We start from the raw sequence: 17552 nt of genomic DNA on the forward strand, positions 1-17552 counted from the left end.
TTAGCCTTTTTCACAAACTTCGCTGTTACCATCATTTCGCCAATACCATCTACTTTACAATCTAGCTCGTGATCTTTTTTATCAAGCACACGCCTAACGACCGCTTTGGTGCCAATTTTAATCACTTGTGAGCTGCCTTTAATTTTTAAATCTTTGGCTACGGTGACTTTATCGCCATCGCTAAGTAGAGTGCCGTTGGCATCTTTAACTAAAATTGCGTCTTCATCGCTTGTGTTATTTGGGTTCCATTCATAGGCGCATTCAGGGCAAATAAGCAGTTGCTGGTCTTCGTAAACATATTCAGATTGGCACTGTGGGCAGGCTGGGTGTGACATTTATATCGCTCATTTAATAGTAATTTTGCGTATTTTAATCTGCATTAAGAGGAAAATATAGTTAATCAATATTTTTTATCTTTACGCTAAAAATATCTCGTTTGTGTGGTTTTTAAAAAGGGCATATAAAGCAGATGTCGCTTAAGCAATTTAAGCGCTAACACTTACAGTAGGTATTTGTTAAAGCACCCATCGTATTAAGTGATACGCGCAATGCCCACTTAGTGCGCTGGGTGTTTCTATTTATAGTGCTGAGTATTTTATTAGGCATGCTTTTTATATTTTTGACTTAACTAGGAAAAGTCGTGTTTAAAACCTTAATAGTGGTTGATAACAACGAGCAAACACTTGCTCAATCGTTCGAAAATGTGATTACGTTTAATAGTTACTTACGTGATTACCCAAAACATAATGAACCTAAAACCCGTATTATTAATTTATGCGACTCAAGCCAATACTTGAGTAAGGGTTACTATTGCTCATTACTTGCAGAGGCACGTAAACACCAAGTGTTACCCAGTGTTAAAACAATAAACGCGCTTAGAGGCGGACAAGCTCCTATGCTAAATATTGGTCAAATTGATGGCGAAATTTACTTTGGTCATGCTTTAAACGATCTACAAAGTAAAGCGGCTAAATCGGTATTTAAACAATACCCAGCGCCTATTTTATATGTTGATAAGCAAGGTTTACTGCAACAAGGTTCGCTTAGCTCTTTAAGCGATGAGCAATACAGTGACTTTATAGCAAAGCTTAATAACTTTACCCAAACACAGTGGCGTATAGGTACAGTGCAGCGCCGTTTTAGATGGGATATGGCAATACTCGTTGATCATAACGAAAAAGTACCACCGAGCGATAAAGACGCTATAGCCCGTTTTATAAAAGCAGCGGCTAAACATGGTATTAACGCTCAAGCTTTGAGTTTTGATGAAATTGACAACATTGCCCAGTTTGATGCGTTATTTATTCGTCAAACAACAGCGATTGACCATCCAACGTATCGCCTTGCTAGCAAAGCACAGAGCCTTGGTTTAGTGGTAATTGACGATGCTGAGTCTATTTTACGTTGTTGTAATAAAGTGTATTTACACGATGCGTTTAATTACCAAAAAGTGCCCAGTTTAAAAACCGTGGTAGTGGCTGATCAATCAGCGCAAACGCTTGAGCAATTAGAAGAGGCGTTTACCTATCCGCTGGTGTTAAAAATGCCTGAAGGGTCGTTCTCAAAAGGGGTGTTTAAAGTTGCAAACCGCAGTGAGCTTGAAGCAAAACTAACCGAGCTGTTTGATTATAGCGCATTGGTACTTGCACAAGAATACATGTATACCGAGTACGATTGGCGAGTGGGCGTGTTAAATGGCCGTGCTATCTATGCGTGTCGCTATTTAATGGCGCGCAACCATTGGCAAATTTATAACCACGACGCTAAACGGTTTTTCTCGGGTGGTTTTGAAACTTTGCCAACCTTTGAGTTACCTAAAGCTGTATTAGATGCCGCTTTAAAAGCATGTAAAACAGTGGGTAAAGGGTTATATGGCGTTGATGTTAAAGAGCATCAGGGCCGTGCTTATGTGCTAGAAGTAAATGATAATCCAAGTATTGATCACAAAGTTGAAGACGCCTATCTAGGCGACGAACTTTACATGATTATTATGGATGAGTTTAAACAGCGTTTAGAAGCGCGAGGCCGTGGTTAATAACATGAGCAAGCTAGTTATTCGAAAGGCACTTAGTAGTGATTTAACCGCACTGATTGATGTTGAAAACGCCTGCTTTAATAATGATAAATTAAGCCCGCGCAGTTTAAAGCGCTGGTTAAATGCTAAGCACGGTATTTTGCTAATTGCAGAAAATGGCGAACAAGTATGCGGCTATGGGCTGGTGTGGTGTCATAAAGGCACGCGTTTGGCGCGTTTATATTCGCTGGCTGTAAAACCTGCAATGCAAGGTAAAGGCATTGCCAAAATGTTATTAGCTGCGCTTGAAAAACAAACGTGTGAGCGTGGGCGAATTTACTTACGATTAGAAGTAGCTGTAAATAACGAAAGTGCAATAGGGCTTTATAAAAGCTTAGGTTACAGAGTGTTTGGCCAATATAGCGATTATTATGACGATCACAGTGATGCGCTGCGAATGCAAAAAAATATTCGCCAAACGAGTGAGCTAAAAATAGCGCGATTAACACCGTGGTATCAGCAAACGACCGAGTTTACCTGTGGGCCTGCGGCGTTATTAATGGCAATGGGGGCACTTAAGCCAACAACGGAGCTTAACCAATCACATGAGCTGGCACTCTGGCGTGAAGGTACCACCATTTTTATGACCTCGGGCCATGGTGGTTGCCATCCGTTTGGTTTAGCACTTGCGGCTAATAAACGCGGCTTTAAAAGCGAGGTAATGGTTAATACCACAGAGCCGTTGTTTTTAGATGGCGTACGCAATGAAAACAAAAAAATGGTACTAGCGACAGTACATCAGCAATTCGTTGAGGGTATAGCGCAAGCAAATATACCGCTTGTGCATAAAGATGTTGAGCTTGAGCATATTGAAAAGTGGTTAAGCCAAGGTTTTAGCGTGCTGTTATTGATTAGTACATATAGTTTTGATGGTAAAAAGTCACCGCATTGGGTGTGCGTTACCCATCTTGATGAGCACTGCGTGTATGTTCACGACCCATTTTGCGAGCCAGGAAGCGACAAACAACTCGCAATAGATTGCCAGTACGTGCCTATTGCGCGCGGTGATTTTAGTAAAATGTCAGTATTTGGTGGTCAGCGCTTAAGAACCGCAGTGGCCATTGCTAATAATTAATAGGTTTATCAAAAAGAGTGACTTTTTTAGATTTAATTAATGTAGCCCCTTATTCATGGGCAGCCATTGGCACCGCCGCTTTTTGTGGTGCCATCATAGGGTTAGAGCGCCAATTACGCGGTAAACCTGTGGGTATTCGTACCTCAGCTTTAATAACTTTAGGCACGTATTTGTTTTTATCGACCGCGTTTAACTTACAAGGCGATATAATTGACCATTCACGCGTTGTGGGGCAAATAATTACAGGCATTGGCTTTTTAGGTGCAGGCGTTATGCTTGCAAAAGATGGCGCCGTAGTAGGAGTTACCTCAGCTGCAACCATTTGGGTACTTGCCTCAATTGGCGTAATGATAGCCACCGACAATCTAGCTGCTGCCATTAAACTTTCAGTGCTGGTGGTTGGCATTTTATATGGGGTGGATGTACTGGAGGCAAAATTTAAAAGCTTAAGTAAAGGCGTCCATACTAAAGTAAAAAGCTATCAAAAGCGTTACTACCGAAAAGAGGTTAACGAGTCAGAGCGCCACTAATTTAGTGGCGTTTTTGTGTTAGCCAAATAATTTTCTTCTTACTACTTTTCTGTACTCGCTTGGTGTTTGGTTTAGCACTTTTTTAAATACGCGCGTTAAATGGCCTTGGTCGTTATAGCCAACCTCAAGCGCCACTTCTTGAATAGTTAAATTAGACGAGGCCAATAACTCTTTAGCGCCTTCTACCCGTAATTGCTGCCAATATTCTATAGGGCTTTGATTAGTTGCAAGCTTAAATCGGCGGGTAAAGGTGCGATAGCTCAAACTAAATTGTGAGGCGACTTCTTGCAGGTTTAACTCGCTGGCTAAATTAGTTTTAAGCCAAAATTGTATTTGCGCTATGAGTTCATCTGGGTGTCGGTCAACCGCGCCTTCAAGGTAGCGTTGATCTTCGTATGGCTTACGTACTTCGTGCGAAAAGTTACGCTCTACATGTTGCGCAGCGGCTTTGCCATAGTATTGGCTAATAATATGTACGATCACATCGGCTAGGGCATTTAAACTTGCCACCGTATACATACGCTCAGACTGGGTTATAAAAAAGTCGGGTTTAAGGCTAACTAAAGGGTAGTCGTGGCTAAATTGTTTGGCGTAATGCCAATGAGTTGTTGCAGGGTGACCATCAAGTAAGCCCGCTTCTGCTACTAAGCAATTACCCGTGCCTACACCAATTAGTTGGCTACCCGTTTCAAAGCTTTCTTGTAGCCACTCAACCACTTCTTTGTTAGTTCGCACAACTGGGCGAGGATTTCGCCAAATCCCTGGCACTATAATTAAATCGTTATACGGTGCGTTGGCTGTAGAGTAATCAGGTACTATGGCAAGACCCGTACGGTTTTGTATTGGCTTATTATTTTTAGCAATTAAATTTATATTAAGCGGTCTAAAATCTGTGTGGCTTAGGTGGCCTTTTGCAAAGGCTTCACCGGCTCTTAGCATTTCAATAGGGAGTGTTAAACTGGTAATAAGTAAATGCGGGTAGACTGCTATGGCAATATTTAACGCAGGGTTTACTGATTTGTTATTCATGTGAATGCTCCGACCAGTACTTTTTGGCCTTTAATGCTGAATATTTGGCTATTAAAGCATAAAGTGCTGTGGTTAATCCAATTAAACTGTTTGCTTCTCCTATAACACGTTTTAAAGGTTAATTATGACAGCATTACCTGTAATTGTAGGCATGGGCGGTATTAACGCCGCTGGCCGAACTTCTTTCCATCAAGGTTACCGCCGTATCGTGTTAGATGCATTAAACGCACAAGATCGTAGTGAAACATTTTTAGGCCTCGCCACATTAATGAACTTGGTACGCGTTGTTGATGGCCAATTACAAGACACAAACGGTAATAATGTTGAGCAAAGCGACATAGAAGCACGCTTTGGTGAGCAAATTATTGCTGGCACACTTATTCGTAAAATCGAAAAAGAACATTTTGACGCAGATGCCACACCTTGGCAGCAAAAAATGACGTTAAAGACATCAGACGAAAACGCAATTGTATTTGAAACTCGCGCTCGTGATTTACCTACGCCGGTTCCCCCAAGTTGGCAGGTTGAAGAACTTGAAGGCAAAAAGGTAAAAGTAACCATAGCCGCAGAGCTAGACGTAAAGCTAGACTCTACTCGTGACAACCCAATTAAATCGGCAGGGCAGTTTCCTACTGGGTTTGACCCATCAATTATGTATAACAGCCGTTATCAGCCACGCGGTTTGCAAGCCACTATATTTGCAGCAAACGATGCGATTAAGTCAACAGGCCTTGATTGGCAAAACATAATGAATAGCGTAGAGCCAGATAAAATTGGTACCTATTCAGCCTCGGTTATTGGCCAAATGGACGACAAAGGCTTAGGTGGCTTAGTTAAAGCGCGTCAGCAGGGCGATCGTGTTAGTACTAAGCAATTAGCACTTGGCTTAAATACGATGTCGACTGATTTTATAAACGCTTATGTGACAGGTAATGTAGGGACTACGTTTTCTACCTCAGGCGCGTGTGCCACATTTTTATATAACTTACGTGCTGCCGTAAACGATATTCAAGCTGGGCGTACCCGTGTTGCGGTTGTTGCAAGTGTTGAGTGCGCCATAACACCTGAAGTAGTTGAAGGCTTTGGTAATATGAGCGCCCTTGCCAATGTTGAAGGCCTGCGCCGTTTGGATAACTTAAGCAGTGACCAAGAGCCCGATTACCGTAAAAGTAGCCGCCCGTTTGGCGAAAACTGTGGTTTTACATTAGGTGAAGGTGCACAAGTGGCTATTTTAATGGACGATGCATTAGCATTAGAGCTTGGTGCAGACATTATGGGCTCAGTACCTGATGTATTTGTAAATGCCGATGGTATTAAAAAATCAATCACCTCGCCTGGCCCGGGTAATTACATTACCATGGCTAAATCTGCGGCATTGGCATCGAGCTTATTAGGAAAAGATGCATTACAAAATCGCAGCTTTATCTTAGCCCATGGCTCTAGCACTCCACAAAACCGTGTAACCGAGTCTCTTATTTATCATAAAGTAGCGCAAACATTTGCTATTGATAACTGGAAAATCACGGCGCCAAAAGCGTATGTAGGGCATACAATTGCCCCAGCGAGCGGCGATCAGCTTGCGATAGCCCTGGGTGTATTTAGCCATAATATTATGCCGGGAATTACGACAATAGATAAAGTAGCCGACGATGTGTATGCAGATCACTTAGATATACGAAACGGTCATTACGATTGCGGCGATATGGACATAGCTTTTATAAACTCAAAAGGTTTTGGCGGTAATAACGCCACTGCGACTGTACTTAGCGCAAAAGTAACAATGCAAATGCTTGCTAAGCGCCACGGCGAAAAAGCAATAAGTGATTACGCTGATAAACATACATCTGTTGTTGCTGCGCAAACTACCTATAAAGCGCAAGCAGACCTTGGTAAATACGAATTAGTATACCGTTTTGGCGATGGCGCCATTGATGATAACGACATTGTAATTGGCGAAGAGGGTATCGAATTACCTGGTTTTGACAAAGCTATTTCGTTTAAAACAACCCACTCCTATCAAGATATGTTTTAAGCACACATACTTGAATCCAAAGGCGCTGTTTAAGGCGCCTTTTTTTATGCTTAAATTTTATTTAGCAGAGTTTTACTACGATTAAAATATAATCGCTTTTGTTGTTTCGTCTCTTGTGTTTATAGGCTAGATTTGTTTTTATATTAGAAACATAATCTAGGATGGATAAATCGATGAAAAAGCTTTTACTCGCACTTTCTCTTGCTTCAACTTTTACTCACCTATCTGTATCAGCAGATGACTTTATACCAGCACAAGTGATAAATAAAAATTACGATCAGCTCACTAATTCGTCACCGCGTGCATCAAGGTTAGAAGGCATTAATTTAAGTAGCTACGTGGTTGATGAAAACGGGCAGGTAAGTGATATCGAAATTGTGGCCACGGCAGGGCAAAAAAAGTATCAACGAGAAGCTGTTGATTACGTGTCTAAACTTAATTATAAAAGCGCAAAACTTAATGGCGGCGCTGTTTCTTCAGCTAAAACTATGACGGTAAGCTCACAAAATGTACACGCTAGCTTTTCAAACGATCAGGCATCTCCTGGCTTTTTTAAAGACTATGAAAAAGCCAGCCAGCTTATCGATGATAAAAACTTTGATGAAGCTAAAACGTATATTACTGAGCTTGAAAACGAGCATACTAAAAACACCGTTGAAATAGTTTTACTGGCGTGGCTTAAAAGCCAACATAGCTATTTTGTAAAGGATTGGAAACGCTTTGATAAGTCTATTTATGAAGCGTTTTTATTTAGGGATAACTTACCCGATCAAATTAAAAAGCGAGTGATTAAAAATGCACTGCAGTGGTTTATATCAAAGCAAGACTATGTACGCGCTTACGATGCAATTGATGCATTAAGTGATATAGAATCTATAACCTTTACTGAGCAAAATAAAGCGCAGCTATTAGCGCAAGTGAACGATATATATAAAAACTCCGGTGATATTAATCAGCAAATTTCACTTGAGCCTGCGCAGGCTGTTTTACCTTTATTGTCTAAAAGCGAAGCGGTATTAAAGGCTGAAAAACCATTGTCTAAAGTTCAGCTTAGATGTGAAAACAAAGTCGTGGATTACGATACAAGCGCTATTGATAAAATTGTAATTTCTAAAAATGATATGCGCTGTGGGTTATTAATTAAAAGTGCGCAGGCGCAAACGGTTACTTTAAAACAAACTGGTAAAAGCTTTTTATAGCGACTGAGCAAGCTCGCTTATCAATAAAACCCCGCAGTGTATGCGGGGTTTTGTTTTAAATGTATTTAGCAATTAAGCTATGTTTGTTATTGCGCTTCCAGCCTAAATAGCGTTTAGCAAGTAAAGTGGTTAAGCCTATAACCACAGCTATAAATAACAAAGTTGCGCCATAACTCATACCCTAACCAGCAGGTAGGCCTACTAATGTGTCGCCGAAAGCCCCGCTAAAAATACAAATAAAGAGGGCGCAAAAGTGTGTAACAAAGCGCGTAAAAAAGGTGAGGGGATCGGTCCCTGGAATAGTCATCGGATCGGTGACTGAATAATTTAGGCAGTAATACATGCCATGCTCTACCACCATAAAAATGATACTAATACCTCGAAGTAAATCAATGTGATGTAGTCGAGGCATTGTGGCTGGGGTCGACATAACTAAGCTCAAAACGCGTGATAAAATTTGCCGGTATTATATGTTATATAATAACGCCATACGAGCTGCAGGCGGCTAGTTTATATACACTTAAGCTGTACTCTTAATTTAAAGTACGACACACTTAGTATTGTGGTGTGCGGTTATTTAAATTTTTTAACGTATCGGAGAGTTATAAAATTAATAACAGCGAGCAATATTGCTATTTCGTAACGGCTATAGGCTACAGCAATACCAATTAATCCCATATTCCAAATACTTGCTGCGGTTGCGGTGCCTGATGTTGACTTGTTATTTTTTAAAATAGCGCCCCCGCCAATAAAGCCAATACCGGTAATTATGCCTTGCAACATTTTTGACTGTGCTTCTGCGCCATCTAAAACCGATATTGCTATTAATGCATAACCACACGATGCAACGGCAACTAAAGGAAAGGTTCTGAGCCCTGCGCCGTGGTGGCTTCGTTCTCTATCGTAGGCCATAGGCAGGGCTAGAAGGTATGCAATGCCAAGATGCACTAAGTTTTCGATGATTTCGTTCCACTGTAAATCAATTTCCATAATGGTCTCTATTTGTAAAGTGTAAATGTAATTAGCAAACTGCGAACCATTATTTTTTACCATTAAGATCAATGTATTAATATTGGGTTTGTTGGTTGCTAATGAGTCGATTGGAAACATTTACATAGCAAATTAACTGTTTTACATAAAACCCGTGCACGTGCATTTAATAACGTTGCTAAAGTGCGTATTATTTTATTATTAAAAATCAATAAACTGGTTCTAACTTGCGTTTACACACAAATAAGCTCGAATTAATCGCATTGTTGCTATGTCTTTCGCTCAGTACTACCGCATTTTTGGTACCTGAATTACTCACAGAGTATTTGCAACCGATTATAAATGAGGCTTTAAGAGTCTTAGGGGCGTCACTTTTTTTATTAGTAAACGGTTTATTAGTGGCAGTGATAGTCATCGCCTTCAGCCCACTGGGTAAACAAAAGGTGGGGGGAAGTAATGCACAAGTGGAATTTGGATTATTTGGTTGGCTTTCTATGCTTTTTGCGGCGGGAATGGGATCTGGGCTCATTTTTTGGGGCGTTGCTGAGCCTGCATTAAATGTTGTTAACTCACCTTTAAAACAATCACTTTATCCTAATGAAACCAGCAGTGCTTTGGCATTAACGCTAATTAACTGGGGGGCTCATGCATGGGCACTTTACGCTGTGTTCGGGTTGGTTTTAGGGGGCGTAACTAACACAGGTAATGGTAATGTCGAAATAAGTGCACCCGTAATAAGTGCGTTGAAGGGCGTTATAAATGCAAAAAATCAACGCAAGGTTATTTTTCTTGTTAAATTAGTGGCGGTACTAGCAATATTTTTTGGTGTTGTGGGGACAATTGCAAATTCAACGATGTTGTTACGAAAAGGTATTGAAATGCATTCACAGATAGAGTCTGCACTAGTATCGGGTTTTATTATAATCAGCCTAATAGTATTGCTATATACCTTCTCTGCTAAGCTTGGGCTTAAAAAGGGCATTCAAACACTGAGTAAGTTTAATGTATGGCTCGCATTTGCACTGCTAGTGTGGCTACTTTTGCTTATGCCGATACAACCTATTATTGATATTGCAATCGATGGTACTGTGGATTATGTACGCCTTATTTTTACAGGGGCATGGCAATTACAAAGCCAACTTAATAACCCTGAGTGGGCAAATGGTTGGACGTATAACTATTATTTTTGGTGGTTAGCCTGGGGGCCTTTTGTTGGAGTGTTTTTGGCTAAAATTAGTCAAGGCCGGCCTGTGTGGCAATATATAATGGCTGTTGTTTTAGTGCCTACACTTGTTACTATTGTTTGGTTTAGTGTGTTTTCGGGCTCTGCTATTGCGTGGGATAAAACTTACAATGCAGGTATTTTAAAGGCTATTGAAGCTGACTATACCCAAGGGCTATTTATATTTTTTCAGCAGTTAGGCTGGCAAGGCACCGTTCTTATATGGTCTAGCTTAGTTCTGTTACTTATTTTTGTGGTTACCTCCGCTGACTCAGCCATATTAGTAATACGCGATTTAACAAATAATAAAGAGGCAAAAGCATGGAGTATTTATGGTTGGTCACTGGCGCTTGGGTTGTGTGCCTTCATTTTACTTGTGCAAAACAATGAGCCGCTTAACAGAACAATTGCAATTATTGGCGCTTTGCCGTTTTTAGTCATTTTTATTTTACAGCTGGTGGGTTTTACTAAAGAGTGTATGAGTGAATTTAAGTATTAGGGCTTAAACCCATTTTATTAATAAAATGATGATGCACTGTATTAAATTGTACGCTTACGCCGTGCAAAATTAAGTATATAGAACAGATATACATATTTTTACAATACTATTTTTAGAGATGTTTATAATTTAGGTAATATTTTTGATCAGGATGAGTCATGAGAACGCTAACAGTATGTATGTGTGCTATTTACCTAAGTGGCTGCACAGTGGCCGGTGCTGTAATTGACGGGCAAGCACAGTCAAATGCGCGTGATAATAAATACAGTAATAGTCCTGCTCGTTCAGAGCCTTATAAAAACCCACTCGAACCTGTACCTAAAGACAAAAATGGGTTCAGTTTTACCGATTTAGGGTTAAAAATAGATTCAGTGCTGATCGATTTAGTAAAAGGTGAAGGCAATACAGTACAGGTTTGCAGGAAAGTGAGTAAAGTATTGAAAGAGTGTGTAGAAGTCGATAAATCCGAACTACACACTCATGAAACTAGGCAGTTAAAAACTGACTATGAAATGATAAGTGTTGGTCAATAAAGCTGCTTATAAAAAAGTAGCTATGATCGTAACCTGCTTGCATTTCAATATTAAGCGGGTAGTTTTTGCTTTTTGCAACAGCTGCTAAATTTTGAGGCTTAAGTTGCTCTTCTAAAAAGCCATCGGCATCACCCTGCGTTACAAGCATAGGGGTAAAATCTGCCTGTTGGGCTTTTTTCATCAATTCACATGAATCGTATTGAGCCCATAGGTCTTTATCTTTACCTAAATACCCTGTAAATGCTTTAACGCCCCACGGGCAATTAATTGGATTTACGATAGGGCTAAAAGCCGATGCGCTAACAAATGACGCAGGGTTTTTGAGCGCAATCATTAGTGCGCCGTGCCCACCCATGGAGTGGCCGCTAATGGCTTTCGTACTGTTGACAGGAAAGTGCTGTTCAATAAGCGCGGGCAGCTCATCCACTACGTAGTCATACATATTAAAGTGTGTATTGTAGGGTGCTTGCGTAGCGTTTACATAAAAGCCAGCGCCTTGACCAAAGTCGTAGTTATCTTCATCAGGGACATTATCGCCACGTGGGCTTGTATCAGGAGCAACAATTGCGATACCTAGCTCAGCCGCTTTTTTAAATGCGCCGGCTTTTTGCATAAAGTTTTCATCGGTACAGGTTAAGCCCGATAGCCAGTAAAGCACGGGTACTTTATTAGTTTCGCTTGCGCCTGGAGGTAAAAACACCGCAAAGCGCATTGTGCAATGGGTACTAGATGCTGCGTGGGTATATTGTTTGTGCCAACCACCCGCTACTTTTGTACTTGAGATATTTTCTAACATAAAAATCCTTAAAAGCCGCAAACCTTTAGGTTTTACGGCTTTTTAAATCGCTTACTAATTGCGTATTAGTAGTGAATTACTGTACGAATACTTTTACCTTCGTGCATTAAATCAAACGAATCGTTAATTTCTTCAAGGCTCATGGTATGGGTAATAAAGTCGTTTAATGCAAACTCACCCGCCATGTAACGCTCAACAATTTCAGGAAGTTGCGAGCGACCTTTAACGCCACCAAACGCGCTACCACGCCATACACGGCCAGTAACAAGTTGGAAAGGACGAGTTGAAATTTCTTGACCAGCGCCGGCTACACCAATAATAACCGACTCACCCCAACCTTTATGACAACACTCAAGTGCAGAGCGCATTACATCAACGTTACCAATACACTCAAATGAGTAATCAACACCGCCGTCGGTCATCTCAACAATCACTTCTTGAATTGGCTTGTCGAAGTCTTTAGGGTTAACTAGGTCTGTTGCACCAAGCTTAGTGGCTAAGTCAAACTTGCTGGTATTGATATCAACACCAATAATGCGACCTGCGCCCGCCATTTTTGCACCAATAATAGCCGATAAACCAATACCACCTAGGCCAAAAATAGCAACAGTATCACCTGGTTTAACATTTGCTGTATTTGTTACCGCACCCATACCTGTGGTTACGCCACAACCAAGTAAACAAATCTCTTCAAGTGATGCTTCTTTGTTCACTTTAGCCAGTGAAATTTCTGGAAGTACAGTGTATTCAGAGAATGTTGAGCAACCCATGTAGTGATAGATAGGCTCACCATCTTTATAAAAGCGGGTTGTACCATCTGGCATTAAGCCCTTACCTTGTGTTTCACGTACTGCAGAGCACAAGTTAGTCTTACCAGATTTACACATTTTACATTCACCACATTCAGCAGTGTAAAGTGGAATAACATGATCGCCTACCTCAACACTGGTAACGCCTTCACCTACAGCGTAAACCACGCCAGCACCTTCGTGGCCTAAAATAGCAGGGAAAATACCTTCAGGGTCTTCACCAGATAACGTAAAAGCATCAGTATGACAAACACCAGTAGCAGTAATTTTTACCATTACTTCGCCTTTTTTAGGCATCATCACATCAACTTCTTCAACGCTTAATGGTTGGTTTGGTCCCCAAGCAATCGCTGCTTTTGATTTTATAAATTCAGACATGTGTTTATCCTTTGTAGTGGTTTTAAAAATAAATTATAGACCCAATTTATTTGGGTAATGTGGTTATTGTATTTATTTCTCAGATAATGATAATCTCTTATTTATTAAAACACTTTTACAGTATAGTAATAATGGCGCGTTGGGATGGTATAGACGAATTTATAGCGGTAGGTGAAGAAGGAAGTTTTACCGCTGCTGCTAACTTATTGGGTTTATCGGTTGCACATATAAGTCGGCATGTAACGGCGCTTGAGCAGCGATTAAACACGCAATTACTTACCCGTACCACACGAAAAGTGGTATTAACAAAAGAAGGGGAAGCTTTTTTACATCAAACCAAGCAATTACAGCATGCAATGGACGATGCTACGCAAAGCTTAGCGACACAGCAAACAACACCAAAAGGCAAAATTAAGTTAACCGCCCCTGTTATGTATGGCGAGAGCTTTATAATGCCCATTGTGCATAATTTTATGCACGATCACCCTGAGGTTGAAGTGATTGCTACGCTTTCTAATGAGCAAGAAAACTTACTTGAAGGCGGATTTGATTTAGCTATACGCCTAGGGCATTTAAAAGACTCAAGCCACAGAGCAAGGCGTTTAAGCGCAAGGCGCTTTATTATGTGTGCATCACCTGAGTACTTATCACGTGTAGGTGAGCCTCATACATTGGGCGAGTTAGCTCAGCATCAATGCTTAATTGGTAATAGTAGTTATTGGCGGGTAAAGGAAAATGAGCGCGAAAAACACATAAAAATAGCAGGGCGTTTGCGCTGTAATAGTGGTTGGGCGTTAGTCGATGGCGCTAAAAAAGGCTTAGGCCTAGTGCAGCTGCCAAATTATTATATAGAAAAAGAGTTACGAACGGGGGAGCTTGTTCCTGTATTGACGGGCTATCAGCCGGATCAAGAAGGGGTGTGGGGGATTTATCCGCCGCGTCAATTTGTAGCCACTAACGTTAGAGTGTTACTCGATTATTTAGTTGCAGGGCTTAAATAAAGCGCGCTCAAAATATAGCCAAGTGTAAGATTTATAAATTATTTCTTACATTTATGGTCATATTCAATTCAGCTAAGTTCGTGCTACTATAGCTGTACACTTTTAGCATAAATGTTTTAAATAATATGTTTCAACCGGTTAGCTTATTTATAGGGCTCAGATATAGCCGCTCCTCTAAAGGGAATGCGTTTATATCGTTTATCTCGTTTTTTTCTATTGCCGGAATAGCTATAGGGCTAATGGCCTTATTCACTGTAAGCAGTGTAATGAATGGCTTTGAAAACAGTTTAAAAACAAATATGTTAGGGCTTATCCCCCATGTAGAAGTACAAGCCAATAAACACACTCGCGCACAAATGACTGCATTAAAAGCTGATTTAGAGGGTTCTGATTATGTTGATCAAGTTAGCCTTTATCGTCATGGCGAAGCTATTTTGCAAACCAATAAAGACTTACACGGCGTATTACTGCAAGGCTTGTATGGCAATAACGGCTCGTTATATAAAATTACCGATAAAGTTGTGCAGGGCAATTGGCAAAACGTTTTAAATAATAGTTACAACATAGCAATAAGCCGTTATTTAAGCCGTAAACTAGGCGTAGGATTGGGTGAAAAGTTACGCGTAATTATGCCTAATGCCTCTACATATACGCCACTTGGGCGCGTACCTAGTCAGCGTTTATTTAAAATAGCCGCAATATACGAAACCGGCTCAGAAATAGATATGGGCCTTGCATTTACCAGTGGTGAATCATTGCAAAGAGTACTAAAACTCAGCAAAGGCACCCCACCTAACTTAAGTGTTTCACTTCATGAGCCTTTCGAACTAACACAGTTTATACAAGATAACCAATTTGTTTTAGATAACTATACAGTGACTGATTGGCGCAGCTCGCAAGGGTCCTTATTTGCCGCGGTTGCAATGGAAAAGCGTATTATGTCTATGTTGTTAGGGCTGATTGTACTTGTGGCTGTATTTAATATTGTGTCGGCTTTAACCATGATGGTAAGTGAAAAACAAGGCGAAGTAGCTATTTTACAAACCTTAGGTTTGACGCCCTCTCAAGTACAAAAAGTGTTTATGGTGCAAGGTTTGTATAACGGGGTAATTGGGACCGCAATAGGGGCATTTTTAGGTGTAATGTTTAGCTTATATATAAATGAACTACTCGCTGCTGTGGGGTTGAACCTACTAGCAGGTGTAGAGCTTCCGGTAAAATTTGATGTGTTAAGCCTCGTTATTATTGCACTCAGCAGTATTGCAATGAGCTTTTTAGCCACTTTATATCCTGCGCGCAAAGCCGCAAAAGTAAAACCAGCAGAGGTATTGCGTTATGAATGATTTAGTTATTAGCTGTCAAAACTTAAGTAAAGTTTATCAAGATGGTCAAAACCAAGTAGAAGTATTAAAAGGGGTCGACTTATCACTTAACCAAGGAGATATGCTGGCTATTGTGGGCAGTTCAGGCTCTGGTAAAAGTACGTTATTGCATATATTAGGTACTCTTGATACGGCAACATCAGGAAGCGCTAAGATAAAAAATCAAGAGGTTGCTAAATTATCGCGAACAGAGCAAGCAGCCTTTAGAAATAAAAACTTGGGTTTTATTTATCAGTTTCATCATTTATTAATGGAATTTAGTGCGGTTGAAAACGTGGCTATGCCGCTATTAATAAAAGGGCTCAACGCAAAAGAAGCGAAAGAGCAAGCCTTGCAAATGCTAGATAAAGTCGGCTTGGCGCATCGCAGTGAACACAAACCTTCAGCACTGTCTGGTGGAGAGCGTCAGCGTGTTGCAATAGCACGTGCCTTAGTAACCCAACCTGCATTAGTACTCGCAGATGAGCCAACTGGTAATCTAGATAAACAAAATGCGATTAAAATTTACGATTTAATTAATGAGCTAAATAAAAGCTTAAATACCAGTTTTGTGGTGGTTACTCACGATCTAGAGCTTGCAGACAAGCTGGGTAAAATTGCGTACTTAGATGATGGAAAACTTGCTATTAAAGAGCCGCAACATGTTGCTTAGTTTATTTTTAAGTGAGCGCTTTAGAGCGTATTCTGGTCATCAAGACGAAAAAAATGCCTTTGTTAGTTTTATTGCCAAAGCCTCTACTGTTGGTATTTTATTAGGAGTGGCGGTGTTAATCGTTGCGCTTTCGGTGATTAATGGCTTTGAGCAGCAGTTAGTACACCGCTTATTAAGTGTGGTGCCACAAGTTGAATATGTAGCGCCTAATAGACCGATAGCTAATTGGACTAACAAAGTAGAAAAACTACAAGCACAGCCGCACGTAACTGGTGCTGCGCCGTTTATAGCGGTAAATGGTATGGCGCAATTTAAGAGCCAGCTTAAAGCTGTTGAGATACGCGGTGTTGAACCCAACCTTGAGAGTAACGTATCAGCTATAAATCAATTTACTCAAGGCACGTTGGTTAGCCAGCTCAAATTAGACGACGTCATTTTAGGTCAGCAAATTGTAAATCAGCTTGGCGCAAAAATTGGCGATAAAGTTACCTTATTAATACCTAAAATCAGTGAGCAAGGTAAATCAATACTAGCCCCTAAGCGCGTATCATTAACGCTTGCAGGCGTAATAAAAATGGGTGGACCAATTGATAGTAGTGCTGCATTTATTCACTTAAATAAAGCACAATCAGTGTTAGGCTACGACACCAGCCAAGTGACAGGTCTACGGTTGAGCGTAGACGATGTGTTTGCTGCGCATCAAATTGCACTGCGAGTAGGGCAAACTATCAGTGATTATGTGTATGTCTCTAGCTGGTTTAGAACGCAAGGCAGTTTATATCAAGATATACAAATGGTGCGTACCATAGTTTACATTGTGGTGTTTTTAATAATAGCGGTAGCCAGCTTTAATATTGTATCTTCTTTGGTAATGGAAGTGCGCGAAAAACAAGGCAACATAGCTATTTTAAAGACCATGGGCGCTAAAGACAGTACTATTTTAGCCACCTTTGTTATGCAAGGTTTAACACAAGCTTTTGTTGGCGTGTTACTTGGCACATTAGTCGGGGTTGTACTTGCGCTTAATATAAGTGAGCTGTTTACATGGGTGAGTCATTTATTTGGTGCCAACCCACTCGAAGGCGTTTATTTTATTGAATTTTTACCCAGTAAATTAGTACTCAGTGATATTGGCTTAACAGTTATTGTTACCTTTATTTTAGCTGTTCTTGCTACTATTTACCCGGCATGGCAAGCAACTCGGGTCGACCCTGCCAAAGTGCTGGGAAATTAAGCTAAGCCACAATAAACTCAACCGTTTATTTTCAAAGCTACCGATACTATTTTACTTATTCCTTACGTACTAAAGCATTATTTTAAACCATGGTGATAATGTTAAAAGCTCAGCAAT

The 17552-nt window shown here is 40.5% G+C and carries 18 protein-coding genes; 11 read left to right on the forward strand and 7 right to left on the reverse strand.

Features of this window, described 5'->3' with window-relative positions; genetic code table 11:
* Positions 1 to 335 (reverse strand): zinc ribbon domain-containing protein YjdM (locus tag AABI99_RS02685; RefSeq protein WP_338363133.1); only part of this gene is annotated, 335 nt, incomplete at its 3' end.
* A 305-nt stretch (positions 336 to 640) separates the two neighbouring features.
* Here AABI99_RS02685 and AABI99_RS02690 point away from each other — a divergent pair.
* Genes AABI99_RS02690 through AABI99_RS02700 form a run of 3 tightly spaced genes read left to right on the forward strand, consistent with a single transcriptional unit; the run spans position 641 to position 3679 of the window.
* Entirely contained in the window at positions 641 to 2035 is a 1395-nt protein-coding gene (locus AABI99_RS02690; RefSeq protein WP_338363134.1) for a RimK family protein, read from the forward strand.
* Between the two features lie 4 nt (positions 2036 to 2039).
* Entirely contained in the window at positions 2040 to 3149 is a 1110-nt protein-coding gene (locus AABI99_RS02695) for a GNAT family N-acetyltransferase/peptidase C39 family protein (RefSeq protein ID WP_338363135.1), read from the forward strand.
* A 17-nt stretch (positions 3150 to 3166) separates the two neighbouring features.
* A complete protein-coding gene (locus tag AABI99_RS02700) occupies positions 3167 to 3679 on the forward strand; it encodes an MgtC/SapB family protein (protein WP_338363136.1) in 513 nt (170 codons plus the stop codon).
* Between the two features lie 18 nt (positions 3680 to 3697).
* Here AABI99_RS02700 and AABI99_RS02705 read toward each other — a convergent pair whose 3' ends face one another.
* A complete protein-coding gene (locus tag AABI99_RS02705; RefSeq protein ID WP_338363137.1) occupies positions 3698 to 4708 on the reverse strand; it encodes a helix-turn-helix domain-containing protein in 1011 nt (336 codons plus the stop codon).
* Positions 4709 to 4832: 124 nt separating this feature from the next.
* Between AABI99_RS02705 and AABI99_RS02710 the strand changes: the two genes are divergently transcribed.
* Together AABI99_RS02710 and AABI99_RS02715 are read left to right on the forward strand one after the other, a co-directional pair.
* Positions 4833 to 6740, forward strand: a complete 1908-nt coding sequence (locus AABI99_RS02710) for a beta-ketoacyl synthase (protein WP_338363138.1) — start codon at positions 4833 to 4835, stop codon at positions 6738 to 6740.
* A 173-nt stretch (positions 6741 to 6913) separates the two neighbouring features.
* Positions 6914 to 7939, forward strand: a complete 1026-nt coding sequence (locus AABI99_RS02715) for an energy transducer TonB (protein ID WP_338363139.1) — start codon at positions 6914 to 6916, stop codon at positions 7937 to 7939.
* 55 nt (positions 7940 to 7994) lie between these two features.
* On the opposite strand, the gene AABI99_RS02720 is transcribed toward AABI99_RS02715, so the two are convergent.
* The 3 genes from AABI99_RS02720 to AABI99_RS02730 all read right to left on the reverse strand — a co-directional run bounded on the left by AABI99_RS02720 (position 7995) and on the right by AABI99_RS02730 (position 8929).
* Positions 7995 to 8117, reverse strand: coding sequence for a hypothetical protein (locus tag AABI99_RS02720; protein WP_338363140.1), 123 nt, complete (start codon positions 8115 to 8117; stop codon positions 7995 to 7997).
* A gap of 3 nt (positions 8118 to 8120) precedes the next feature.
* Positions 8121 to 8369 carry a hypothetical protein gene (locus AABI99_RS02725; protein WP_338363141.1) on the reverse strand — a complete coding sequence of 83 codons (249 nt, stop codon included), beginning with the start codon at positions 8367 to 8369 and terminating at the stop codon, positions 8121 to 8123.
* Positions 8370 to 8512: 143 nt separating this feature from the next.
* The gene (locus tag AABI99_RS02730) at positions 8513 to 8929 is read right to left on the reverse strand and encodes an MgtC/SapB family protein (protein WP_338363201.1); all 417 of its coding nucleotides are present in this window, start codon (positions 8927 to 8929) and stop codon (positions 8513 to 8515) included.
* Between the two features lie 266 nt (positions 8930 to 9195).
* On the opposite strand from AABI99_RS02730, the gene AABI99_RS02735 reads away from it, so the two are divergent.
* Together AABI99_RS02735 and AABI99_RS02740 are read left to right on the forward strand one after the other, a co-directional pair.
* A complete protein-coding gene (locus tag AABI99_RS02735) occupies positions 9196 to 10650 on the forward strand; it encodes a BCCT family transporter (protein WP_338363202.1) in 1455 nt (484 codons plus the stop codon).
* Between the two features lie 158 nt (positions 10651 to 10808).
* Complete coding sequence (locus tag AABI99_RS02740) at positions 10809 to 11183, forward strand: hypothetical protein (RefSeq protein WP_338363142.1); 375 nt, start codon at positions 10809 to 10811, stop codon at positions 11181 to 11183.
* Here AABI99_RS02740 and fghA read toward each other — a convergent pair.
* Positions 11137 to 11979, reverse strand: coding sequence for an S-formylglutathione hydrolase (gene fghA / locus AABI99_RS02745; protein WP_338363143.1), 843 nt, complete (start codon positions 11977 to 11979; stop codon positions 11137 to 11139). The genes AABI99_RS02740 and fghA overlap by 47 nt on opposite strands.
* A gap of 65 nt (positions 11980 to 12044) precedes the next feature.
* The gene (locus AABI99_RS02750) at positions 12045 to 13166 is read right to left on the reverse strand and encodes an S-(hydroxymethyl)glutathione dehydrogenase/class III alcohol dehydrogenase (RefSeq protein WP_338363144.1); all 1122 of its coding nucleotides are present in this window, start codon (positions 13164 to 13166) and stop codon (positions 12045 to 12047) included.
* Between the two features lie 131 nt (positions 13167 to 13297).
* Between AABI99_RS02750 and AABI99_RS02755 the strand changes: the two genes are divergently transcribed.
* From AABI99_RS02755 to AABI99_RS02770, 4 genes are all read left to right on the forward strand, one after another.
* Positions 13298 to 14167, forward strand: a complete 870-nt coding sequence (locus tag AABI99_RS02755) for a LysR family transcriptional regulator (RefSeq protein WP_338363145.1) — start codon at positions 13298 to 13300, stop codon at positions 14165 to 14167.
* 125 nt (positions 14168 to 14292) lie between these two features.
* A complete protein-coding gene (locus AABI99_RS02760; protein ID WP_338363146.1) occupies positions 14293 to 15510 on the forward strand; it encodes a lipoprotein-releasing ABC transporter permease subunit in 1218 nt (405 codons plus the stop codon).
* Positions 15503 to 16201: a lipoprotein-releasing ABC transporter ATP-binding protein LolD gene (lolD, locus tag AABI99_RS02765; RefSeq protein ID WP_338363147.1), complete on the forward strand. Its 699-nt coding sequence runs from the start codon at positions 15503 to 15505 to the stop codon at positions 16199 to 16201. Before AABI99_RS02760 ends, lolD begins: the two co-directional genes overlap by 8 nt.
* The gene (locus AABI99_RS02770) at positions 16191 to 17435 is read left to right on the forward strand and encodes a lipoprotein-releasing ABC transporter permease subunit (protein WP_338363148.1); all 1245 of its coding nucleotides are present in this window, start codon (positions 16191 to 16193) and stop codon (positions 17433 to 17435) included. Before lolD ends, AABI99_RS02770 begins: the two co-directional genes overlap by 11 nt.
* Positions 17436 to 17552: the final 117 nt, after the last annotated feature.

It is taken from the genome of uncultured Pseudoalteromonas sp. (genome assembly GCF_963922945.1).
In the GTDB taxonomy this organism is placed as follows: Bacteria; Pseudomonadota; Gammaproteobacteria; order Enterobacterales; family Alteromonadaceae; genus Pseudoalteromonas.